17 protein-coding genes and 1 pseudogene are annotated in these 22076 nt (G+C 59.0%); 5 read left to right on the top strand and 13 right to left on the bottom strand.

Annotation, left to right across the window (positions count from 1 at the left end; all coding sequences use genetic code 11):
- Nucleotides 1-162: 162 nt before the first annotated feature.
- The 6 genes from ACA079_RS16300 to ACA079_RS16275 all read right to left on the bottom strand — a co-directional run bounded on the left by ACA079_RS16300 (nt 163) and on the right by ACA079_RS16275 (nt 7860).
- Nucleotides 163-1731 carry an AMP-binding protein gene (locus ACA079_RS16300; protein ID WP_497700048.1) on the bottom strand — a complete coding sequence of 523 codons (1569 nt, stop codon included), beginning with the start codon at nt 1729-1731 and terminating at the stop codon, nt 163-165.
- Between the two features lie 115 nt (nt 1732-1846).
- Entirely contained in the window at nt 1847-3121 is a 1275-nt protein-coding gene (locus ACA079_RS16295) for an acyl-CoA dehydrogenase family protein (RefSeq protein ID WP_497700047.1), read from the bottom strand.
- A gap of 139 nt (nt 3122-3260) precedes the next feature.
- Nucleotides 3261-3674, bottom strand: a complete 414-nt coding sequence (locus ACA079_RS16290; RefSeq protein ID WP_497700046.1) for a hypothetical protein — start codon at nt 3672-3674, stop codon at nt 3261-3263.
- Complete coding sequence (locus ACA079_RS16285) at nt 3671-5164, bottom strand: DUF1254 domain-containing protein (RefSeq protein ID WP_497700045.1); 1494 nt, start codon at nt 5162-5164, stop codon at nt 3671-3673. Before ACA079_RS16285 ends, ACA079_RS16290 begins: the two co-directional genes overlap by 4 nt.
- An 11-nt stretch (nt 5165-5175) precedes the next feature.
- Nucleotides 5176-6726, bottom strand: coding sequence for a DUF1254 domain-containing protein (locus ACA079_RS16280; RefSeq protein WP_497700044.1), 1551 nt, complete (start codon nt 6724-6726; stop codon nt 5176-5178).
- A 117-nt stretch (nt 6727-6843) separates the two neighbouring features.
- Nucleotides 6844-7860, bottom strand: coding sequence for an AraC family transcriptional regulator (locus ACA079_RS16275; RefSeq protein ID WP_497700043.1), 1017 nt, complete (start codon nt 7858-7860; stop codon nt 6844-6846).
- Between the two features lie 96 nt (nt 7861-7956).
- Here ACA079_RS16275 and ACA079_RS16270 point away from each other — a divergent pair, with 96 nt between their 5' ends.
- Entirely contained in the window at nt 7957-9111 is a 1155-nt protein-coding gene (locus ACA079_RS16270) for an AraC family transcriptional regulator (RefSeq protein WP_497700042.1), read from the top strand.
- A gap of 26 nt (nt 9112-9137) precedes the next feature.
- Here ACA079_RS16270 and ACA079_RS16265 read toward each other — a convergent pair whose 3' ends face one another.
- From ACA079_RS16265 to ACA079_RS16255, 3 genes are all read right to left on the bottom strand, one after another.
- Nucleotides 9138-9944, bottom strand: a complete 807-nt coding sequence (locus ACA079_RS16265; protein WP_497704334.1) for an MBL fold metallo-hydrolase — start codon at nt 9942-9944, stop codon at nt 9138-9140.
- A 91-nt stretch (nt 9945-10035) separates the two neighbouring features.
- Nucleotides 10036-10290, bottom strand: coding sequence for a hypothetical protein (locus tag ACA079_RS16260; protein WP_497700041.1), 255 nt, complete (start codon nt 10288-10290; stop codon nt 10036-10038).
- A gap of 41 nt (nt 10291-10331) precedes the next feature.
- The gene (locus ACA079_RS16255; RefSeq protein ID WP_497700040.1) at nt 10332-11519 is read right to left on the bottom strand and encodes a thiolase C-terminal domain-containing protein; all 1188 of its coding nucleotides are present in this window, start codon (nt 11517-11519) and stop codon (nt 10332-10334) included.
- A 228-nt stretch (nt 11520-11747) separates the two neighbouring features.
- Here ACA079_RS16255 and ACA079_RS16250 point away from each other — a divergent pair, with 228 nt between their 5' ends.
- Both ACA079_RS16250 and ACA079_RS16245 read left to right on the top strand, forming a co-directional pair.
- Nucleotides 11748-12506 (top strand): SDR family NAD(P)-dependent oxidoreductase, encoded by a 759-nt coding sequence (locus ACA079_RS16250; protein WP_497700039.1) that lies wholly within the window; start codon nt 11748-11750, stop codon nt 12504-12506.
- Nucleotides 12507-12683: 177 nt separating this feature from the next.
- Nucleotides 12684-15359 carry a winged helix-turn-helix domain-containing protein gene (locus ACA079_RS16245; protein WP_497700038.1) on the top strand — a complete coding sequence of 892 codons (2676 nt, stop codon included), beginning with the start codon at nt 12684-12686 and terminating at the stop codon, nt 15357-15359.
- A gap of 92 nt (nt 15360-15451) precedes the next feature.
- Here ACA079_RS16245 and ACA079_RS16240 read toward each other — a convergent pair whose 3' ends face one another.
- Complete coding sequence (locus ACA079_RS16240) at nt 15452-16585, bottom strand: saccharopine dehydrogenase family protein (protein WP_497700037.1); 1134 nt, start codon at nt 16583-16585, stop codon at nt 15452-15454.
- An 815-nt stretch (nt 16586-17400) separates the two neighbouring features.
- Here ACA079_RS16240 and ACA079_RS16235 point away from each other — a divergent pair.
- The gene (locus ACA079_RS16235) at nt 17401-18333 is read left to right on the top strand and encodes a LysR family transcriptional regulator (protein ID WP_497700036.1); all 933 of its coding nucleotides are present in this window, start codon (nt 17401-17403) and stop codon (nt 18331-18333) included.
- Here ACA079_RS16235 and ACA079_RS16230 read toward each other — a convergent pair.
- The 3 genes from ACA079_RS16230 to ACA079_RS16220 are packed head-to-tail and all read right to left on the bottom strand — an operon-like array spanning nt 18291 to nt 21548.
- Entirely contained in the window at nt 18291-18662 is a 372-nt protein-coding gene (locus ACA079_RS16230) for a DUF485 domain-containing protein (protein WP_497700035.1), read from the bottom strand. The genes ACA079_RS16235 and ACA079_RS16230 overlap by 43 nt on opposite strands.
- Nucleotides 18663-18690: 28 nt before the next feature.
- Nucleotides 18691-20349, bottom strand: a complete 1659-nt coding sequence (locus tag ACA079_RS16225; protein ID WP_497700034.1) for a sodium:solute symporter family transporter — start codon at nt 20347-20349, stop codon at nt 18691-18693.
- Nucleotides 20350-20390: 41 nt separating this feature from the next.
- Entirely contained in the window at nt 20391-21548 is a 1158-nt protein-coding gene (locus ACA079_RS16220) for a M20 aminoacylase family protein (RefSeq protein ID WP_497700033.1), read from the bottom strand.
- A gap of 396 nt (nt 21549-21944) precedes the next feature.
- Between ACA079_RS16220 and ACA079_RS16215 the strand changes: the two are divergent.
- Nucleotides 21945-22013: pseudogene (locus ACA079_RS16215) on the top strand (hypothetical protein); the annotation flags it as partial.
- Nucleotides 22014-22076 lie beyond the last annotated feature (63 nt).

Below are 22076 nucleotides of genomic sequence, written 5' to 3'. Positions count from 1 at the left end.
AATGCTGTTCACTTAAGAGCCGGTGCCCACATTTGTGGCGAGGGGATTTATCCCCGTTCGGCTGCGAAGCAGTCGTAAATCCGGACAACACAATCTAATTGAACGGACGCTGGGGGCCGCTTCGCGACCCAACGGGGATAAATCCCCTCGCCACAGATGTGCTTAATGCACAGCCCTGGTCTTGCCCTGCCAATAGGCTTTACGCAGTTCGGTTTTCAGGACCTTGCCCGCCGGGCTGCGTGGCAATTGTTCGGCGAAGTCGACGCTCTTCGGGGTCTTGACGCTTCCCAGCCGTTCCTTGACCAATGCAATCAGGTCATCGCCCGTGCAGCTTTTGCCAGGTTTGAGCTGGACAATCGCCTTCACCGCTTCACCCCATTTGTCGTCAGGAATCCCTATCACGGAGCAGTCCTGAACGGCGTCGTGGGTGGTCAGTACCTGTTCGATCTCGTTCGGATAAACGTTGAATCCGCCCGTGATGATCATGTCCTTCTTGCGGTCGACAATCGTGATATAGCCGTCCTCAGCCATGACCCCAACGTCACCCGTGTGGTGCCAGCCCTGCTGACGGACTTCGGCGGTCGCCTGAGGATTCTTGTAATAGCCCGGCGTCACCAGATCGCCGCGAATGCAGATTTCTCCCGCTTCACCGCGCGCCACTTCTTCACCTTCGTCATTCAGGATGGCGACGGTATTGAGTACACAGGGCCGGCCAATGGATTGCAGGCGTGCTTCATTGATCGTGCCGTCCGCGCCGATGTAATCCCAGGGCGCTTTGGCGGTAATCGCCGCCGGTGCTTCGGACTGACCAAATGCCTCGGACATGACCGGGCCGAACACCTGCACGGCTTCCTTGAGCTTCTCCAGTGACGTCGGTGCAGCGCCAACCAGGAAATGCTTCAGGGAGCGGTAGTCCCGCTGGCGGATGTCAGGCAACGCCAGCAGCATGTACAGCACCGTCGGCGGCAGAAATAGATGGGTGACCTTGTAGTTCTCGATCGCGTCGGCAACTGCTTCAGGAACGGCGCCGGCCATGATCGCGTTGGTCCCTCCGCGCGCGAAATGCAGGCACCCGGTCAGGCCGGCGGTGTGTGTCATTGGCGCCACCACCAGATGGCAGGTGGAGTCGTGATAATCGAAGTGCGCGTAGAAGTTGCTGAAGAAGGTGTGGATGTTGCGATGGGTAATCATCACCCCCTTCGACTTCCCGGTCGTGCCACCGGTGGGGTACAAGGCAAAGGTATCGTCCAGGCTGCCCGTTCCCACGGCCGGGGTGTAGCTCGCCGGTGCACCTTGCGACCACGTCGCGAGGGAAGTCCCCACGCCGCAATCGCCGTCGATGCAAACAAGCTCCCGAAGGCCAGGGCAACGTTCCCTCAGTTGCGCCGCCTCATTGGCATAGGTGCTGTGGAACAGCAGCAACTCACCTTCGAAGTCATTGAACAGGTCCGTATTGGCTGAGACAGTATTGCGCGGATTGACCGGCAGCCAGATGCAACGTGCGCGGAATACGCCCAGCAGCGCCAGGAAGGCGACCGTGCTATTGGGGGCCAAGACGCCGACATGGCCGCCGGCACTGAAGCCGTTGTGGGCGATCGCGCCGGCAATGGCTTGCGTCACGGGCGCCGCCTGGGCATAGGTCACTGCGCTGGCATCGTTGCCGACGTCGACGAAGGCCAGATTGTGCGGGTAAAAACGTACTGCGTTATCGAAGTGATCGATGATCCGCATGGCAAATGCACTCCATTAAACAGGTGTCCACAACGACTGGCTTTTTCGACACAGCGTTATCCTCGGGCTGCACTCATGGCAGCCCGGGAATGTGGTTGATTGGGGCGTTGGGGAATCAGTTGGCGCGTTGGTAGGCGCGGCTCAGCCAGCGCATGCCCTTGAGCTTGAGAACGTTGGTTTCGCCATCCTCGATCATCGATGCCCGGGCGTCGCGCATCAGCTTCTCGATCGGGTATTCCTTGGTCAGGCCATTGCCGCCGAACAGTTGCAGCGCTTCACTGGCCACCTGGAACGCGGTCTCGGTGACGTAAGTCTTGCTGGTAATCGAGGCCAGCAGGTGAGGGCCCTTTTCGCTGTAGTTGTAGGCGAACACGCGATGGGCAATCGCGCGTGAGAGCTCGACCTTCTGCCACAAGTCGAAGGTGCGCAGCTGCACGCTCTGATGGTTGATGATCGGTGTGCCGCCTTGCTTGCGCTCGTGCACATACGCCAGCGCATGCTCGAAGGCTGCGCGGGCCACGCCGGTGAAGGTCGCCGCCATTTCCATGTTGCCGAACGTCAAGGCGCCGAAGAAGCTGGTGATGGCCGCTTCGCCCTCGGCGAGGGCATATTTGCGGGGTACGCGGACTTCATTGAAATAGATCTCACCCTGGGGCAGGGCACGCTGGCCGAGTTTTTCCAGCGGTTTGCCCTTCGAGACGCCTGGCAGATCAAGCGGAATGAGGATGGCGATGTGATTCAGCCCAGCGCCATTTTCATGTTCCAGGCCATTGCCGTAGTCGCACGGGATGTAAGCCAGTGCAGACTGAGCCAGTGGCGCATACGAAACCCATGCCGAGGACTGACCTTGAATGATCACTTCATCGCCGACGACTCGTGCGTAAAGATTGCCGCGCGATTGTTTGGTGCCACGCGGGACCAGGTCGGCGTCGATGTCGACGATATCGCTGCCACGGTCGGGCTGGGTCGCGAGCCAGCAGCCGGGTAGTGCGCCAAATCGCTCGATGAGTTCCGGGTTCCCGGAATTGTGCGCCGCATACGCCGGGAAAGAGGACGCCAGCGTGGCGATGGCCAGCCCCGAATCGCCCCAGCCAAGTTCTTCAAAAATGATCGGCATGATGCGCGATTTCTGCTGACTGTCCATCGCTGCAAGCGCGCCCAGATCGAGCAGTCCCGATTCGTGCACCTGACGCATGTAGTCGAGCAGGGGAGAGCCCGGTGCAACCACTTCCTCGGCAGTCATTTGGTCCAGCTTGGTGCCAATCGGGCGCATGACGTTCTTGGCGAAGCTGTGCGCCACTTCCTGAATGGCCCGTTCTTCTTCCGTCAAGTCGCTTTCCAGACCGCAAAGGCCCAGAACAGGCTCGACAATTTTCTCCAGATCGAACATCGATAATTCCTCTTGTTATTGTTCCAACCGATTGACCGAGAGTAATCCGTAACGAAAACGCCGACTTATCGAATCGGGCACAGCACTTGTCCCTGTGACCCTTATTTAAAGGGGCTCGATAAGTCGGGAGGGGGATCTGCTAAATGCAGTTAGCCAGCGCAAATCGGGTGTTGCTCAAGTAGCGCCAAAATAGCGCTGCGTAGAGAATGTCTCCCGACGCCAGGGCCGGTAACGGCCAGGGGATACTGCCCGCCAGCCAGTGGCCATAAATGAGAATCACAAACACCGGTTTCAGGAGCGCCCCGAGCAGGATGTACGGGCGATAGCGCACTGGATCGACGCTGATCATCCAGTACACCCCACCAAACATGACCACCAGCGTCATGGTGAGATGAATGAACAGGGCAGACGTCGGCGTGATTTCCAGTCCCATCAAATCCGCAACCGGACCCATGGCCACCAGCAACGGAAGACCTGCGAGTACGTTGAAGCAAGCGGCGGATTTGAACAGACCATTGGTGTAATTTTTTGACAGGGTGCGTTCTGGAGTCATGGTTTCACTTCCTCGATCTCGCCTGGCCGCCAAGTCTTGTCGAACCACGGCTCAAGAGGTCCATAGAGACGAAGCACGGTGTTCCAGCCTTTGCCTGGCGTGGTTTGAACCCAGTTGCTTTCCTTGCCGGGCGGCGCCTTGGGGCCGAAGTACAGGTCCACCGAGGTATCGGGGTTGATCACGATGCCTTTGCGCTGGCTGCCGATACTCGGGAACTGCTGGTCGGTCTGCAGCATCGAGCGCGTCTGATTGTCGTAGAGCACGACCGACCAGAAGTTCTTCGCCGGGATATTGGCCGGCAGGTGCAGCCGGTAGGTCTTGGCTCCATCGAGGGGCTGCTGGTTGGCGTCCACGAAGGCCAATGCGTATTGCGACCCGACGCCGACCATTTTGGCGATCATCGCCGGTGTGTTGCCGGTGGCGTAGAAGTAGAAGTACGTGCGTGAGTCGAGCAAGCGAACGCCGTCACGCTCGTAGCGATGACCGCCACCGATGAAGGGCGTACCCCAGGCGCTGTTCGGATAGAGATACGAATCCTTGATACGCGATTGAAAGGTGAGCGTACGCGCCGTGGCGCTGCCGACGGCTGCGGCCTCGGTGAGGATTTTCTTCATCCGCTCATCAGGTGCGAAGGGTTTGCCTTTTTCAATGCCGATAGCAGCCAACAGGCCCAGCGTTTCCGGATCCATCGCAGCGTTCGCTTCCTCCTGCACCACTTCGTTGACCTCGTCGAAGAAGGTGATGTCCATGGCGTGTATGGTATTGAACGCCTTGCCGGAGACATTGACGAAGTTCGTCGTCGGCGGGGTGGAGGCCTGCGCCAGCGGATAGATACGCAGGTGCTGCTTGATGTTCTCGACGCCAGGTTTCGGGTCGCCATTGACCTGAAACGCCCGGGTGATGAATAGGTTACCGAGAGTCGGTGACCGGAATACGAAGTAGCCTTCCGGCACGGGGCCGTCGTAACCCGGCGGCAGCAGCAGGTACTTGCCGCCCTTGCCCTTGTCGGGTCCGGCGTTGCCGAGGTCGCCGACGTAACGGAACCAGAAGTCGTCGATGATGCTGAGGGTGTTGGGTGGGCTTTCGATGACGATCGGTCCGTCCTTGAGGTCGATCCAGGCCCAGCCGTAGATGCTTTCGCTGTTGCCCGTCAGGAACAGCGACTTGGCATCCATCAGGTCCTCGAACAGCGCAACGGTTTGGTTAGCCGAGCCGAATTGGGTGATGCCCTTGCGTAGCGCCGACATCGAAGCCGCCGGCATGGCCGTCAGGAATGCCTGCACGCCGCGCTGGAAGTCGAGGTTGTCGTAGACCTTCTGCACCGTCGCCTCGTCCGGGAAACCGTCGGTGAACCTGAGGGGGCCGAGCCGCGTCTCGAGACTATTGGGTGTCACGATCGAAGGCGGGATGTCCGTTTTGTAGCTTTGTGCGAATGCCGACGAAACCGTGGAGGCCCCGAGCAGCATCAGCATCGCAAGTCTGATGTTCATCCATTTATTCCTTACATTGTCTGCGCCAAGGGGGCACTGATCTCTTCGATTTCACCCGGTTTCCAGGTCTTGTCGAACCAGGCATCGAGCGGGCCGTAGAGGCGAAAGAGGGTGTTCCAGCCTTTGCCGGGAAGGGTTTGTACCCAGTTGCTTTCTTTGCCGGGCGGTGGCTTGGGGCCGAAATACAGGTCGACCGAGGTATCGGGGTTGATCACGAGGCCCTGCTTCTGGCTGCCGCTACTCGGGAACTGCTGATCGGTCTGCAGCATCGAGCGCGTCTGATTGTCATAGAGCACGACTGACCAGAAATTCTTCGCCGGGATGTTTGGCGGCAAGTGCAGCCGATAATTCTTGCCCCCGTCGAGTGGCTGCCCTTTGGCATCGGCAAATGCCGCCGCGTATTGCGAACCGACGCCGACCATCTTCCTGACCAACGCCGGCGTATTGACCGTTGCATAAAAGAAGTAGAACAAGCGTGCGTCGAGCTGACGGACGTCGTCTTGCAGGAATCGATAGTCACCGCCGCCGAAAAGCTTGCGCCACGCACTGTTGGGGTAGTGATAGGCATCCTGCGAACGGGGCCTGGTGGCAATTGCGCGCGCCGTAGCGCTGCCGACCGACGCCGCTTCGGTGAGGATTTTCTTCATCCGCGCGTCGGGCGCGAATGGCTTGCCTTTTTCGATGCCGATGGCGGCGAGCAGGCCGAGCGTCTCAGGATCGAGCGCCGCGTTCGGCTCCTCCTGCACCACCTCGTTAACCTCTTCGAAGAACCCGAAATCCATCGAATGGATGGTGTTGATCGTTTTGCCGGAGATATTGACGAAGGTCGTCGCCGGTGGATTGGCGGCCTGTGCCAGGGGATAGATGCGCAACTGCTTCTTGAAACTCTCGACCGCAGGTTTCGGGTCACCGTTCACCACAAAACCACGGCTGGCGAACCAGTTGTTGAAGGTGCGGGATTTGAAGACGTGGTAACCCTGCGGCACTTCCCCCTCGTAGTCTGGAGGAAGTAACAGGTACTTGCCGCCTTGGCCCTTGTCGGGCCCGGCGTTACCGAGGTCAGTGACGTAGCGGTACCAGAAGTCATCGACGAAGCCGAGTGTATTGGGTGGGCTTTCGATCACGACTGGCCCGTTCTTAAGATCGATCCATCCTGACACGTAGACACTCTCGCTGTTGCCCGTCAGGAACAACGATCGGGAGTCCATCAGCGTCTCGGTGATGAACAGCGTTCCGTTGTCAGGACCGAGCGACCGGAGGCCTCTGCGCATTGCCACCTGCGAGGCGGCGGGAATCGTCGAGATGAACGCCTGCACGCCGCGTTGGAAGTCGAGGTTGTCGTAGACTTTCTGCACGGTCGCCTCGTCCGGGAAACCGTCGGTAAAGCGCAGGGTGCCGAGCCGTGTCTCGAGGGTGTCGGGTGTCACGATCGAAGGCGGGATGTCGGTCTTGTAGGACTGGGCAACTACCGTCGAAGCCACGAGTAGACCGAGCACGATGAAGAGGGACGATTCAAGTCTGCGTCCAGCTCTTCCTGCAAGGCTCGTTGGGGGCAATGTCATTCTTCTTGTTCTCCATTGATGCGGACGAAGTCATCCAGCCGATTTTGGCTGGCTTATTCTGAGAACTGCACCGCATCAATGGTTTGTTATTGCACGACAATCATTTGTGATTGGATGTCACACAGCCTGAAGCGAGGTCGGTTGAACGCGGCGCCAGGCACTCGGCGACATTCCATACCAGCGCTTGAACGCGTGTGATAGCGAGCTTTGTTCGGCATAACCGAGCAACAACGCCACTTGTGAGATTCGCAATGTCGGATCACTGAGATACAAGGCCGCACGTTCGCGGCGGATATCGTCCACCTGTTTCTCGAATGCCAACCCTTGATCTTCCAGGCGACGCTGCAGGGTACGTACGCTGACAAAATAATGGCTGGCGATGGTGTCGAGCGTGCAGCGGCCGGTCGGCAACAGTTTACGAATCAGCGCGTCCATCTGGTGCTCGAGATCGAGCCCGGACGCATCTGCGATCCGCTCCAGATAGTCGGTGACGAGGGCCTTCATCTCTGGATCGTTGCCGTCCATCAGGCGCGCAGTATCACTTGCAGAAAATTCGAGCCCGAAATTAGCTTGCGAGAACTTCGACGGACAACCAAAAGTACGGGAATAGAAATCCTTCGGTTGCAAGGGAGCATGGGTGAAGAAAATCGCTCGCGGGCGGGCATTTTCACCGGCCAGTATTTGAAAAACATTGATGCCCGCCATGAGGCACCATTGCTCGAACTGGCGCGCAATACCTGCTCTTGGCACTTTGAGCAGATAGCTCATACGCAGTCCACCGGGAATGCTCTGGCATTGCAGTTCCACGGCCGGGTTCAGCATGTTGATGAACCGCGCGGCGGCCCCGATGGCTTCGCCCACCGTTGCGCACTGGGTCAATACCAGCATGACCGGGCCGAGCGGCGCGCGTCCTTGCAGTGAAGCGAGGCGAATGCCGAAATCCGGGCATTTCAGGTCCTCGGCGCAGGCCTCCATCAACCGGATCAGCGATGAGCCGGGAATTTTCATATCGCTTTGATCCGGGCCATACAGCGGAAGATGGAAGCGTTCTTCGTAACGCGCCACATCGCCACCCAGTTCCTCGATCAGTTTGGCAAAGTCCTGCAGCACCCAGCCGCGCATGTACGGCGTCATACCACATCTCCTTGATTACGTGGCTGCCTTAAACGGCATTCAATCACAAATGTTTGGCGTGCATTAACAAAATAGACGTCTGCGCCAGTGCCTAAAATGGACCTCGTCGGTCGAGCCAGCAGCGCTCATTGCCGAGTTGGACAACCAGAGGTTTTTACCGTGACGACATGCCATGAGCACCGCGATGTCATTGAAGCGCAGCGGACGCTGAAAGACGGCGTTGCGCCGGACACTCCAAACCGTGGTTCATCGATCATTAGTGCCTATGCCATTGCGATTGCTGAAGCGCTCGAAAATCATGGTGCTTGCGCGGATCAGGTCTTTCTCTCCTGCGGGGTGATGTTGCCAGCGACCACCGATCCGATGCTGCGCATCGATAATCAAACGATCACAAAACTGTATGCCGCGGCCGTACAGACCACAAAAGATCCGTGTTTCGGCCTGCGCGCCGGCGAAACCTTGCGTCCCGCCAATCTCCATGCGATGGGCTTTGCCCTGCTGGCCAGCATTTCGATACGGGACTTCGCGCAACGGCTGAGTTCGCTCTACCGTGTCATATCGCAGAATGCCAACATCCGCGTAGAGGAGCGAAACAACAGGTTCCTGCTCATCACTTCAAGCGTACCGGGGGCGCACGTGTGCCATGAAACACATGACGCCTACATCGCCATGATTTTTACGCTTCTGCGGACCATTTCCGGCAATCGATTCCGTTTACGGACACTCGAGTTGATCCGGCCTGCCTCTGAAGGTATGGCACAGATCTTTTCCGAATACTTCCAGTGCGATGTCGAATTCGGCCGGCCCGAGATCGTGATGACAATGGACCTCGACCTGGTGGACAAGCGGCTCCCGGGCGCCAACGAAGAGCTTGCCTTGAGCCATGACCGCACAGTGATGGAGTACCTTCAGCGCATTGAACGGGGCGATATCGTCAATCGCGTCCGGGCCATTGTCAGTAGCGAATTGTCTTCGCGTGCGCTGAACAAGGATCGAGTGGCTGAGCGGCTGCACATCAGTACTCGCGGTTTGCAATTGAAGCTCGCTGCCAGGGACACCAGTTTTCAGGAAATCCTCGACCATACACGGCGCACCAATGCGCTCGCCTTCATGTCGCGCAGTTCGGTGTCGGTGACGGAGGCAGCTTTTTCCCTGGGATTTTCCGAAGTCAGCAATTTTACCCGTGCCTTCAAGCGCTGGACCGGCATGGCACCGAGCCAATATCGCCAGAGCCTTGGGTTGGAGCGTTGATAGGGCAGGGCAGAGGGCAATCGGGATCAAGTGTCGAAACCATTGAGCACCTGATACGGCTCGAACGGCACATAACGCGATTGCCGGTCACGCATGACGCTGACCATCGCGACCTCGGGGTCACGCGGCATAATCAACCGGCCACCACTGGCCACCAGGTGGTCCAGTAAGCTTTCTTTCTCATCGATCAGGGATTCGGGGTTGCGGTCGAAGGCGCTGGTCACATCCAGTTGTAGCCATTGCCGTCCCGGCACCAGGTCTCCGGCAAATATCACTGGGCCGCCTGGCATGGCGATCTCCGGCAATAGTTGCCCTGGGGTGTAGCCATCGCTGACATGTAAACGCCAACCAGCGCCGAGCTGGTCGCAGTCGGGGCCTTCGATCAATTGCAATCGACCACTGCTTTCCAGTTGTCGCAGTATCTGCGGGACGAACAGCGCCCGGTCACGCGGATGGGGTTGGTTTGCCCGTGTCCAGTGGCGCTTGCCGGTGATGTAGCGCGCCGCGGGAAACAACAGGCGAGGTGTCTCGCCTTCTTTGATCAGCGCGCTGAGATCGGACGGCAATCGAGCGTGCAGATGCGTTAGCAGCACCACATGGATGTCGTGCTCATTGAGGCCATACCGACCCAGAGAATCCAACAGGCCAGGGCTTCCCGGCTGGCAGCGACAGGTGCGTGGCGCTGGAGCCAGCAGGGCATCGGCACCGGCCAGCACGAGGATATTGCGCCCGTTCTGCCGCACCAATAAGCCACGGGAGGCCAGTTCTACCTGATTGTGGTGGTCGGGCTTGACCCAGCTGGCCCAGGACTCGCGCGGGGTGCTGCCGAACATGACACCCCCGTCGAGCTTGCGTCGCTTGCCTTCCAGCGTGGAAATAGTGCAACTCACAATCCGTACCTCGGAAGATGGACACGCCTGATGCTCAGGCGCGTTCTTTGGCTTGCATCAAGGGTTTCCAGTGAAGAAAACCGAACAGCAGGGTCAGGACCAGGCTGGCACCCAGCGATCCCCGGTAGCGCTTGACGTACTTGAACATGACGATCACTTCAAGCAGATGCGCGAGCAGCAGTACCGCTGCAATAGCTTTCCAGAATGACCATGCAGTGGGCAGTAAGCCCGCAGTGCTTGCGACGCCGAGAACATAGACGCCAATGCACAGGAGTTTCAGTAGTGCCATCAAAATGAGTTCCTCTTGGTATCTGCAACTCGACCGGGGTTTCAATACTTCTTGAGAATGTGCACGAATCCCGCGCTGCCCAGTCCGCCGTTGTGCTGCAACGCGACCCTTGCCCCCGGGACCTGTCGTGCGCCAGCCTGACCGCGCAACTGCCAGGTCAGTTCTGTCAGTTGCGCCAACCCTGTCGCGCCCAGTGGGTGCCCCTTCGCCAGCAGGCCGCCTGACGGGTTGATCACCCATTGCCCACCATATGTGCCACGCCTGGACGCGACAAACTCATTCAACTCTTCCTGCTTGCACAGACCCAGCGCGACATAAGTGGCCAATTCATTGCTGGCAAAACAGTCGTGCAACTCGATGACGTCGACATCGGTCGGACCGATGCCAGCGTCTTCATAGGCCTTGTTGGCCGCAGTACGGCTCAGAGCTTGAAACATCACATCCATGACGCTGCCTTCAAAAAAGCTGCGCTGGTCACTGCACCAGCCCTGACCGACGAGACGCACGTCAGCGCGAATGCCATGGGCGCGGGCAAACTCCGGTGTACAGACAATGACCGCGGCGGCACCACAGCTTGGCGGGCAGGCGAAGTTCTTGCGCAGCCCGCGAAAGATAGGCTTCGTCGCCATGATCTCTTCGACCGTCAACGGCGTACGAAAGATAGCGTTTTCATTATTGGCAGCGTGCTCGCGGGATCTGACGCACACCTCGGCCAGGGTCTGTTCGGTCACGCCCATTTCCAGCATGGCGTCGACCTGAGCGCCGAACATACACACCGCCGGCGGCGTATCGCGCTCCTCGGCGCTCAGGTTCATGAGGTTGGCGATCACCTCCGAATGCCGCGCCAGCGGGCTCACCTTATCGGGAAAGACCATATCGATCGCGCCAGCGGGCATCTGTTCGAACCCAAGCGCCAGGGCGCATTCGACCTGCTGTCCCCGAACGGCCTGGACCGCCAGGGCAAACGCCGAAGAGCCACTGGCGCAATTGTTGTTGACGTTGAAAATCGGGATGCCGCTGATGCCCACCCGATAGAGTGCTGTCTGTCCTGCGCAGCTATCCGCGTAGACGTAGCCGCAAAAGGCTTGCTCGATCAGCGCATAGTCGATGCCGGCATCCTTGAGCGCCGCCCGTGTGGCTTGTTCGCCCATGACATCGTAGCTTTCCGATTGACCCGGTTTGCGGAAGGGCACCATGCCTACTCCGGCGATAACAATATCGGTACTCATAGCGACTCCTCCATCAACGTGATGGCCAGTATCCACAATGCTCGACGTTTGTAATTGCAAGGGGAGCGAGCTGATAACAAGTCAGGCACGCAGGGACAAATCGACGTTGTGCGGCACAGTCGTACTTGGGACAAGACTTGTGCTTGCAAGGACAAGCCCAGTGGCAGGCGGAGGGATAGTTTGACGGTGAACAAGAAAGCCCATCGGGCATCAGTGAGGAGATTCACCGTGGAATTTACCGGAAAGGTTGTCATCGTTACGGGCGCTGCCAATGGCATTGGTCGTGCTTCAGCTATCCAGTTTGCCCGCCTGGGCGCGTATCTGGTGCTGGCGGACGTCGATGAAAAGGGTTTGCAAGAGACCCTTGAAGTGATTGGCGACAACGCGATCGTTGTTCCCACCAATGTCGCGGATGAAGCTGCCTGTCAGGCCATGGTGGACAGTGCGATCGATACGTTCGGGCGGGTTGACGTGTTGTTCAGCAATGCCGGCATCTGCGGGGTTCGCGGACGGACGGCCGATGTGTCCGTGGCCGATTGGCGCCGTGTCATCGACATCAATCTGAACGGCGTCTTTTTCTGCGCCCGGGCGGCGATTCCGGCCATGCTGGCCAACGGCGGTGGGGTCATCATCAACACAGCGTCGGTGGATGGCCTGGTGGGCATGGCGACACTGCCGCACTACACGGCCGCCAAACATGGCGTCATCGGCTTGACCAAGGCCTGCGCGCTCGAACATGGACGGCAGAACATTCGCAGCGTTGCCATCGCGCCCGGTTACATCCGCACCGCCATGACCGAGGACAACCTCAGCAAGAACGAGCAGGTCATGTTAGAGGCTATGATTCCCCAAGGTGGCCGTGCGGGCACTCCGGAGGATGTCGCCAACCTGGTGACATGGCTGGCCTCGGACAAGGCCTCCTATATCAATGGTTCGTGCCACACCGTGGACGGCGGACTGACTGCAGGCTTTGCACTGCCGGATTGAGTCTGGCGGTGCAATCGCGCTCTATAAAATGAAGCCGCGCAAGCCGTTCCGGGGCTATCTTCTATACGCAAGACCCTTACCCTTGGAACAAGTAGCTGAGTAGGGCATTGATGGTTTCAACCATCCATGCCCGGTCTCTTTCACACCGTAAACGGATTGTAGAGAGGCATCGCCAACGTGGATCGCATAGAGCCTGAACTGGTGCTCAAGACAACCCCTCCGCGCAGCCAGAGGGGCGCGCAGCTGCGCGATCGACTGAGCATTGATGCCCCCGAACTGGCGGACAAGGTGGCGATCAGCGTGCAGGGGCCGGCCGGCTTCGGCAAGACGATGCTGTTGGCGCAATGGCGACGGGAGTTTTTGTCGCGCGGGGCAGTGGTTGCCTGGCTGACCCTGGATGCACGTGACGATGGCAGCCGTCTTGCCCTTGGGCTATCGGCAGCCATGGCCTTGGGCAGCGGCCGGCAGTCCTTTGCAAGTACCAGTGATGGATCCTCCGGCCATGGTCGCGACGAGCTGGAAGGGCTGACCCACTGGCTGGCGGAAGTGGCCGACCTTGGCGGCGAGACCGTGATGATCCTCGATGAGGCGGACGCATTGCCGGAGTCCACTGCCCGCCATTGTCTGACTTACCTGCTACACAACGCCCCGGCCAACCTGCGCATCATCATGTCTTCGCGTCGTCGCTTGAACCTTAACACCGCTGACCTTGTGGCCCGAGGGCTCTATGTCCGGGTCGCAGTGGATGCCTTGCGATTCCGTGTCGACGAAACCGTCGCGCTGCTCAGCAACCGTTTCGGCGCACTCATCGACGCTGATCTGTGCCTGCGCCTGCATGAAATCACTGAAGGTTGGCCACTTGGGTTGCAACTGGCGATTTCGGCGATCGAGAAGAGTGCCCATCTAGAAACCGCCGTCGAGGATCTCTCGGCCTGTTCCGGTGATATCCAGGGTTATTTCGTCGATAGACTGGTCACCCGCCTGTCGGCAGAACAAGTCGATTTCATTACCTGCCTCTCCCTGCTGGAAGTCATTCACCCTTCGCTTTGTACCGCGCTGACCGGCAGTGAACGGGCAGGGGAGATGCTGCATGAGTTATGCGCTTCGACGCCAATCTTCGCCGAAGGGGTCGACAGCGACTGGGTTCGCTTCCATCCCTTGGCCCGAGAGTTTTTGCAGGGTCGTTTTCGCGACTACCCGCAGGCGCAACGAAAGGCCCTCCATGAGCGGGCCGCGAACTGGCTGGAGGCGAATGCCTTTTTCGAGGAGGCGGCGCGGCAATACTTGCTGGCCGGACAGACCAGCAAGGGCTACCTGATGATCGAACAATGCCTTTACGAGGTCATGCTGCGCGGCCAGTTCAGCCGGGTGCTGGAATGGGTAGAAGAGTTGCCTGCCGAGGAAGTGGAGTCCCGTCCGCGCTTATGCCTGGCGGCGGGCTGGGCTCTGGCGATGAGCGAGCGACATGTCGAGGCGGCGCGGTTGATCGCCTGTATTGAACAGGACCCGGCCGCGGATGACGAAACGCGCTGCGAAGCGGCGGCAATAGCAGCCGCTGCGGCTTACTTTGCCGACCAGCCAGATGAGTCAATGGCACTGCTCGCCCCTTGGATGGACAAATTGTCGTCCGGTTCGATCAAGCTGCAAGCCATTGTCGCCAACCTGGTTGCTCGCATAACGTTGTTCCAGGGACAACCGGAAAAAGCCCGGCGCATCTTTCAACGTGCGCCGCACTACACGTGGACCCCGGGGCTCGATGGCATCCGCGGCTATGGTGAGTGGGTCGTGGGCATGACCTACTTGTACGAAGGACGGATGCCACCGGCCGAGGCTGCTTTTCGCAAGAGCTTGCTGCGCGCAGAACAGGATATCGGCCGGCGCAGTTCGGTGGCGGTGATGCTGGCCTGTGGACTGGCCACGGTGCTTCTGGAGCGCGGTGAGATCCAGGAGGCCACGACGGTCCTCGCCAATCGATTGGATGTCGTCGAGCGGTTGGCGTCGCCGGATGCAATTGCAATGGGTTTTCTCACGGCGGCACGTTTGGCCGTATTGCAGGGTCAGCCACATCGCAGCCATGACTTGCTGACGGCCTTGTTCGCGCTCGGGGAAGAGCGGGGCATCGCGCGTTTCTGCATGGTGGCCCTGGGTGAGCAAATTCGCCTGCATGCGCTGCATGGCCGAGGCGATTCTTGCCAGGCACTCTGGAGACGGCTGGATGAGCTGGTGCCAGACGTCGCTCGCCAGCAGCGCGGTCTGCTGGGGCAGGAACTGGCCCTGTTGGCCGGGGTGAGTAATGCCTACGTTTATCTCGTTCAGCGCGACTGGCAGGCGATGCTGAGCGTGCTCGCCGTGGCAAACGAGCTTGCCGAGCGTCTGCAGCGTGGTCGCGAAATCGTTCAGGTCAAATTGCTAAAGGCATTGGCGCTCAAAGATTCAGGCGGGGAAGGGCTGCCTTGTTTGCTCGAAGCGATCAGCTTGGCCGACACCTACGGCCTGCAGCGTATCCTCCAGGACACCCATCCCGATCTCGACACGTGGGCGCAGAAGGTCCGCAACAAGGATGTTCGGTTGCTGGCGCAGGAACCCGGCCCCGGCCCGTCGGTTCCGGTTCGACGCCAGGAGCCCGTTGGAACAGGCGTTTCACCCAGCCGACTGCTGACGCCCAAGGAGCGGGAAGTGCTGCAGTTGCTGGCGCGCAACCTGACGAATAAACAGATAGCCCTGGCTCTGGACGTCGGTGATGAAACCGTGAAGTGGCATCTGAAAAACCTGTACGGGAAATTTCATGCCGGCACCCGCAAGCATGTGGTGGACCGCGCCTACATGCTGGGTATTCTCGAGGCGTCTGGTTGAGAAAGACGCGTCCGGGTTGTCTGATTCAGACCTGAATTTCACTTGCCGGGATCGCGCCAGCGGACTGGCGCGACGTGCCGCTGTGTTGCTGATCAGAGCTTGGTGACAACAGCGCGAGCCAAACCGCGCTCTTCGCAGAAGCCCAGCAGGTAGCGGTGACCGAATGCCTTGGAGCCGGACGCGAAACCCACTTTGGCGGTGTCACCGTCGAGCAGTTTTATCACGCCCGCCACCTGCAACGCACCGGTTGCAATATAGGCCGTGGTACCGAGAACTTCGGCACGCACGGCAGAGAGCTGCCCGCGGCCGATCGCGGTATCGACCGTACGCATGAGGGTCGTGCGTTCGCGTGGCGGCATCGCCGGGGTCGTCGCCTGAACGATGTCCTTGAGTACCTCATCCTGAGCATCAGCCGGAAGATGCTTGTATTCGGCTTCCCACTTCTTATGCAGCGAATGCACCATCTTCATCGCGTCGTTGTCGTAGAAACCGACGCAGGAAACGCAGGAGCGTACGCGCGGATCATTCTCGAAATAGATCGGCAACGAGGTACCACCCCATGGCAAGGCGAACACGGGTTGCATGAAGTGGGGCGAAGGGATCAAGAACGAAGCATCGACCGGGTGTGCCACCAGTTTTTTGTCCCACAGGTAGCAATGCTCGGCGCGGTACATCTCGAAGATCGAAGCAGTGGAACCGACCGTTACACCAGCGCCGACACCGCGTTGGCCACGGCACAACGCCGAGGTTTCCAGCGAGTCGATGCCGGGGTGTTCGAGCGCCAGTTCGGCGGCGATTTCCGAGAAGGTATTCATGTACGCCAGTGAAGGCGAGACGAGGAGGCCGGCCTGGGCGAAGCGCTCGCCAAACTGGTCGCGAACACTTCGCACGTAGGATTGCTCGCCGGTGGTGTCCAGGTAATGGCAGCCGGCATTAAGCGCGGCTTCGACCGTGGTGAGACCGAATTTGGCGAACGGTCCTACAGTATTGCAAACGACCTTGGCACCCCGGAATGCCTGGGTCAGCGACTCGACCGTATGGTCGACTTCGATGATTTCGTAGGTGGCAGACTCTAGTCGCACCACACGCTGCGCCATCATTTCACGGGTACGCCCGGCATCGCGCGCCACAGCGGTAAACGCAATGTTCTGATCGATCAGCCAATCCATAATCAGCATGCCGGTGTAACCACTGGCGCCATAGACAACGACGGGATACTTAGCCATTTTTTATTCTCTTGATATTGTTGGGTATGCGAGACAGCCGGAGTAATGCACTACAGTTCGCCGACGCCGCGAAACTCACGAACTACCTGTTAAAGGCCGCATTGACCTTGCTGGGCATTTCGGGGCGAGTACATCTCGAAACTGTTGGGGCTCCAACTGCCGTCACTCTGCGCTGCACTTGAATATTCAAGTCCTCAATACAGGCAAAGCGGTAGATGACACCGCTTACTGCACCGCTCAAAAATAGTGAGTTCGACACCCTTGACGCCCCCCCACGCCGGGGGGCATTGAAAATGGCTCGGTATTCTGGGTTGGCCTTCAGGATGGAGAACTTGCCCCGGCAATGAAATGTTGAAGCAAAGGTGTACCCGACACGATTCGTTGGTGCCCCCACTCGCCGCGGAATGACTTCATGACTCGGAAAAGGGAGAGCAACGGGGACAGAAAAGACTATTTTTCTCCGAAAGCGGTTTGCCGTGAGAGGCCGCTCCCGGCCCCCCAAGCTGCCGTTGACTAAAGGCCGAAATCGACCAAAAGCAGAAACTTGAAACCCGTTGTGTAGGTCAATGCGAGTTAGTAGTAGGGATTTTGTCTAGGCAGTAGCCAAAGCTGTGATGAACCGGAGGAAATGCTTGTATGACGAGCAACGGGTCAATCAACAATACGCTCAGCAGCGGCAGTGCGGCCAAACCTTACAGAGAAGCGTCCCCAAAGTTCACCTCAGCCGCGATGCCAGATCGATATGGACGCGAGTGGGCTTTTGTAGGATCGTCCTTGGCTCTGTTTAGTAGATCCGACTGCCAAGAAAGAGAAAAATGGATACTAGGAAACTGCGTCACGTTCTTGGGCTGGTAGAGCACCTGACATTCACCCGAGCCAGTATCGAGGTCAACCTGAGTCAGCCGGCCCTGTCTCGGAGCATTCAGTCGATTGAGGCCGAACTTGGGGTTCAGTTGTTCGATCGCGGGCCCACTGGAGTTGAGCTGACACCCTACGGCGAGGTATTTACCGAGCGGGCGCGCAAGGTGCTGGCCGAGCTCAATGAGTTGCGTCGGGACATCGAGTTGGTGCGGCGCGGTGAATATGGCGAGATTGCCCTGGGTTTCGGGCCGACGGCCGCTGCCTTGCTCAAGACGCCAATGCTGGAGCACTTTGCCCTGAATGCGCCGCAGGTGCGGCTAACCGTCAAGGGAGGCACCTATGAAGAGTTATTGAGGTTGCTGCTGGAGGAGAAAATCGACATTTTTTTCGGCGATGTGGCGCTGCTGTCCTATCGCCAGGATTTGCAGGTTGATTTGCTACCCAATTGGCGCAGCGGTTTCTTTTGCGCCGCCAACCATCCACTGGCGCAAAGAAGCCTGGTCACCCCGGCCGAGTTGTTGGATTACCCCTTGGGCTGCATCAAGTTGTCAGCATGGGCCATGGCTGACCTGGATGTGTATTTTGAGGGATCTATCGAGACGGCCATTCATTTCCAGACTGATGTGCTCGCAGACCTGGAGGCTTTGGCTCTGGCCGGGAACGCGGTGATCTTTGGCAGCCGTCCGGCTTTTTGGCAGGCATTGGACAGCGGTCAGTTACAGGAAGTCGCTTTGAGTCCGCCATTGCAACGTAGCGCGCGTTTCGGTTCGGTCAGCCTTGCAGGACGCACTTTGGCCCCCTCGGTGAAGGGGGCCAAGACGTTGGCCCATAAAGTGTTCGCAAGTTACGCCAAACTGCTGGTCGTGGCGCCCGCAGCTGACGGTTGACCAACCTGGGGTCGGCTGTCTTGTGCGTCGGCCGAGTACTGCATTTCACGCAACAGCGGATCGATGCGGCGGTTGGCGTACCAGGTGTAGAAGCCGGTGACAGCGACACAGAACCAGTACAGGCCAATTCCCGCAACGATGCCGGTGGTCAGCCGCGACTCTGTCGACAGCGGCAGGGTCAGCCAGTGGGGAACAAAGGCCACCAGCAGGATAAAGCCAAAGTAGGTGCCCAGGGTCAGTACGGTCAGCCCCAGGATTAACCTGAGGCGGATCTTTTTCAGGCGGGCCAGAGACGTGTCGCTTTTGGGGGCAATGAACGGGGTCGACATGGTAGGTACCTCGTTTGCAGTTTAGGGGTCAGTGAGCCACGGCGTTGCTGGCGTTGATGCCGGTCAGCGAACGGTAGTGCTGGGCATCGAACCTGGCGCGCTCGGCTTGGGCCAATGGGCTGCGGTCGGTGACCGAGGCGACCCAGGCGGCTATAAAGGCCAGGCTCATGGAGAACAGCGCGGGGTTGGAATAAGGGAAGATCGCCGTATCGTGCCCCAGCACACCCACCCAGATCGTCGGCCCCAGTATCAGCAGGCCCACCGAGGAGATAAGACCGCACAGGCAGGCGGCGATCACTCCTCGGGTAGTCAGGCCGCGCCAGTAGATCGACAGGATCAGCATCGGAAAGTTGGTGCTTGCGGCAATCGCGAACACCAGGCCGGCGAGGAAGCTGATGTTCAGGTTCTGCACCAGTTGCGAGAGCAGTAGGGCAACGACGATCAGCGTGACGCAGGCTCTGCGGAAAACTTTCAGTTCCCGCTTGGGATCGTTTTCTTTCTGGCGGAACAGGTGGGTATAGATATCGTGGCCGACCGCCGACGCACCGGAGATGGTCAGGCCGGCGACGACCGCGAGGATGGTGGCGAAGGCTACGGCGGACATCATCCCCAGAAACAGCTCGCCACCGAAGAAGGTACCCAGGTGCATAGCGGCCATGTTGTTGCCACCGATCAGGCCCTGGCTGCCGGCGTCGAGGAACTCGGGGTTACCTATGACGAAGATCGCTGCCCCCGCGCCGATCACCACCACCAGGGTGTAGAAGTAAGCAATGATGCAGGTGGCGTAAAAGGCCGACTGGCGGGCGGCGGCGCCGTTCTTTACAGTGAAAAAACGGATCAGGATATGCGGCAGGCCGACCATACCGAAGATCAGCGCGACTCCCAGAGAAATAGCATCCACCGGGTTGGCGATCAGTTTGCTGGGGGCTAATACGTCCAAGCCCTTAGGATAGGCCTGGATCACTCTGTCGAGCAGTTGGTTGCTACTGAAACCCACACTTTTCAGCACCATGAAACAGAGGAAACTGCCGATCGCAAGAATCAGCACGGCCTTTGTGATTTGCACCCAGGTAGTGGCCAACATGCCGCCGAAAAGCACATAAAACAGTACCAGAATGCCGACTATGCCCACCGAGAACAGGTAGGGCGTACCAAACAGCAGTTGGATCAGCTTGCCGGCGCCGACCATCTGTACCACCAGGTAGAACAGCACAATGACCAGGGAGTTGGCGGCGGTCAGTAGGTGTACCGGGCGCTTTTGCAGGCGGAACGAAACCACATCCGACAGGGTGTGATGGCCAAGATTGCGCAAGGGTTCGGCCACCAGAAATAGCAGGATCGGCCAGCCGACCAGGGTGCCGACCCCATAGATCAGGCTGTCATAGCCGTACAGGGCCTGCATGGCCACGGCGCCGAGAAAGGTCGACGCCGACATATAGTCGCCAGCCAAGGCAAAGCCGTTTTGCAAGGGGGTGATGCCGCCGCCGGCGGTGTAGAAGTCCGCGGTGCTGTGGTTGCGGCGGCTGGCCCAACGGGTGATGCCGAGGGTCAGGGTGATCAGCAGGAAAAACGGTACCAGGGTGTGCCAGTTGGCGGCATAGCTGCCGCCAATAGACGCACTGGCTGGGTTCGAAAGCAGCAGCAGGAACAGCAATGAAAAACACACTGGCAGGGTTTTGGGTTTCATGCCTGGCTCCGGACTTTGTTGTTGTTATTGTTGTTGTTACGTCAGGCGCCAAGGCGCAAGCGTACTAATTGCTCGAACATGGCGACACCGATGCTCGCCACCTCATCGTTGAAGTCATAGTGTGGGTGGTGACACATGGGGCCGTCCTGTCCCAGCAGGAAATGACAACCGGGACGCTCCTGGAGAAACACTGCGACGTCATCGCCGGCCATAATCGGTGCGACGTTGTCGATCAGGTTATGGGCCCCGACCACACTGTTCGCGGCGCGGATCACGTGCTGGGTATGCTCCGGACTGTTGACCACCGGTGGGGTGTTGTTGGACAGCGTCATGTCGATTTGACACTGATGACTCAGTGCCAGCCCTTGGCAGACCTCACGCATGCGCTCTATGACCTGTTGGCGAACAGGGATGGACAGAGTGCGCACGGTGCCATTGAGCTGGGCGAATTCAGGGATAACGTTGTTGGTCTCTCCAGCCTGGAAGCGGCAGACACTGATGACTGCGTTTTCTATCGGATCGACGTTGCGGCTCACGATGCTTTGCAGGGCTGTGACCAGGCTCGAGCCGATAACGATCGGGTCGACGCTTAAATGCGGCATGCCGCCGTGGCTGCCCACTCCGGTGACGCGGATCGAGAAGAAGTCCACCGAGGCCATCAGGGCGCCGGTGCGCACGCCAATGGTGCCCGCCGGCAGGGAAGGGTGATTGTGCAGGGAATAGACTTCGTCGAAAGGGAAACGCTGCAGCAAGTCATCCTCCAGCATGGCTCGACTACCCTGGATAATCTCCTCGGCGGGTTGGAATATCAGCACCACTGTGCCGCTAAAATTCCGCTTCTGGGCCAAGAGACGGGCCGTGCCCAGGAGGATGGCCGTATGACCATCGTGGCCACAGCCGTGGAATATCCCATGATGCTGGGAGCGATAAGAGGGCTGCCCTTCTTCGACGATAGGCAAGGCATCCATGTCGGCGCGAAAGGCGATACTCGGCCCAGGGCCAAGGCTGCCGTGGATCACCCCGATGACACCAGTCTGGCCAATACCGGTGTGAGTTTCGATATCCCAGGAGCGCAGATGTTCGGCGACGAAGTTGGCGGTCTTGTGTTCCTTGAAGGCGATTTCCGGCTGGCTGTGAATCTGTTGGCGCCAGACGCGCATATCGGTGGCCAGGGCTTGGATTTCGGGGCAAATAGCCATGTGCATGGATCCTTTGACGTGGGGGCGGAGAGTAGAGCTTGCCAGCTCTTGCCCGCATCATGCCGGAGTGGAAATACCGTGGACCAATGCAAACTTAGGACGTAGCTATGTGCTCTTTGCATAGCCGATGCACCCTGTCGTTATCGGCGGATCAGCTACCTGGTCGCGGCGCGTCTGCTGGTCAATTTCAGTTGGGTATGACCGGCATCAGTCGCTACGAAAGGACTCTGAGACTGATCCAATTGGCTTAGGTGGGCATCGTCGCCGATCGCAACGGTACAGGGACTTGATTCGCCAGCCAAACGACGGTTTTCTTGAGTGAAGGACCGCTTCTGGCCGATTGCTGCCTGTCGCGAAGTGCTGGAGTCGACCCAATATAGATGGTCCGTCGCGGGCAGCATGATCACCCCGGCTATTTCGGTGCTTTCTGCGGTTGAGGGACTTCAGCTAGCGTTTGACGGAATCACTTTTTGAATCTAGCGAAAGTTGGGGGCCGGGCTCAGCGAGCAGTAGGACGGAACCGCCAGA

The sequence above is a fragment of the Pseudomonas sp. LBUM1645 genome (assembly GCF_059716185.1).
This window is presented reverse-complemented; position numbering and strand designations above follow the sequence as displayed.

Excerpts from the sequence above, each read along its gene's own strand:
- ACA079_RS16300 (WP_497700048.1), bottom strand. The coding sequence starts at position 1,731 with ATGCGGATCATCGATCACTTCGATAACGCAGTACGTTTTTACCCGCAC.
- ACA079_RS16295 (WP_497700047.1), bottom strand. The coding sequence starts at position 3,121 with ATGTTCGATCTGGAGAAAATTGTCGAGCCTGTTCTGGGCCTTTGCGGT.
- ACA079_RS16290 (WP_497700046.1), bottom strand. The coding sequence starts at position 3,674 with ATGACTCCAGAACGCACCCTGTCAAAAAATTACACCAATGGTCTGTTC.
- ACA079_RS16285 (WP_497700045.1), bottom strand. The coding sequence starts at position 5,164 with ATGAACATCAGACTTGCGATGCTGATGCTGCTCGGGGCCTCCACGGTT.
- ACA079_RS16280 (WP_497700044.1), bottom strand. The coding sequence starts at position 6,726 with ATGACATTGCCCCCAACGAGCCTTGCAGGAAGAGCTGGACGCAGACTT.
- ACA079_RS16275 (WP_497700043.1), bottom strand. The coding sequence starts at position 7,860 with ATGACGCCGTACATGCGCGGCTGGGTGCTGCAGGACTTTGCCAAACTG.
- ACA079_RS16270 (WP_497700042.1), top strand. The coding sequence starts at position 7,957 with ATGGACCTCGTCGGTCGAGCCAGCAGCGCTCATTGCCGAGTTGGACAA.
- ACA079_RS16265 (WP_497704334.1), bottom strand. The coding sequence starts at position 9,944 with ATGTTCGGCAGCACCCCGCGCGAGTCCTGGGCCAGCTGGGTCAAGCCC.
- ACA079_RS16260 (WP_497700041.1), bottom strand. The coding sequence starts at position 10,290 with ATGGCACTACTGAAACTCCTGTGCATTGGCGTCTATGTTCTCGGCGTC.
- ACA079_RS16255 (WP_497700040.1), bottom strand. The coding sequence starts at position 11,519 with ATGAGTACCGATATTGTTATCGCCGGAGTAGGCATGGTGCCCTTCCGC.
- ACA079_RS16240 (WP_497700037.1), bottom strand. The coding sequence starts at position 16,585 with ATGGCTAAGTATCCCGTCGTTGTCTATGGCGCCAGTGGTTACACCGGC.
- ACA079_RS16235 (WP_497700036.1), top strand. The coding sequence starts at position 17,401 with ATGGATACTAGGAAACTGCGTCACGTTCTTGGGCTGGTAGAGCACCTG.
- ACA079_RS16230 (WP_497700035.1), bottom strand. The coding sequence starts at position 18,662 with ATGTCGACCCCGTTCATTGCCCCCAAAAGCGACACGTCTCTGGCCCGC.
- ACA079_RS16225 (WP_497700034.1), bottom strand. The coding sequence starts at position 20,349 with ATGAAACCCAAAACCCTGCCAGTGTGTTTTTCATTGCTGTTCCTGCTG.
- ACA079_RS16220 (WP_497700033.1), bottom strand. The coding sequence starts at position 21,548 with ATGGCTATTTGCCCCGAAATCCAAGCCCTGGCCACCGATATGCGCGTC.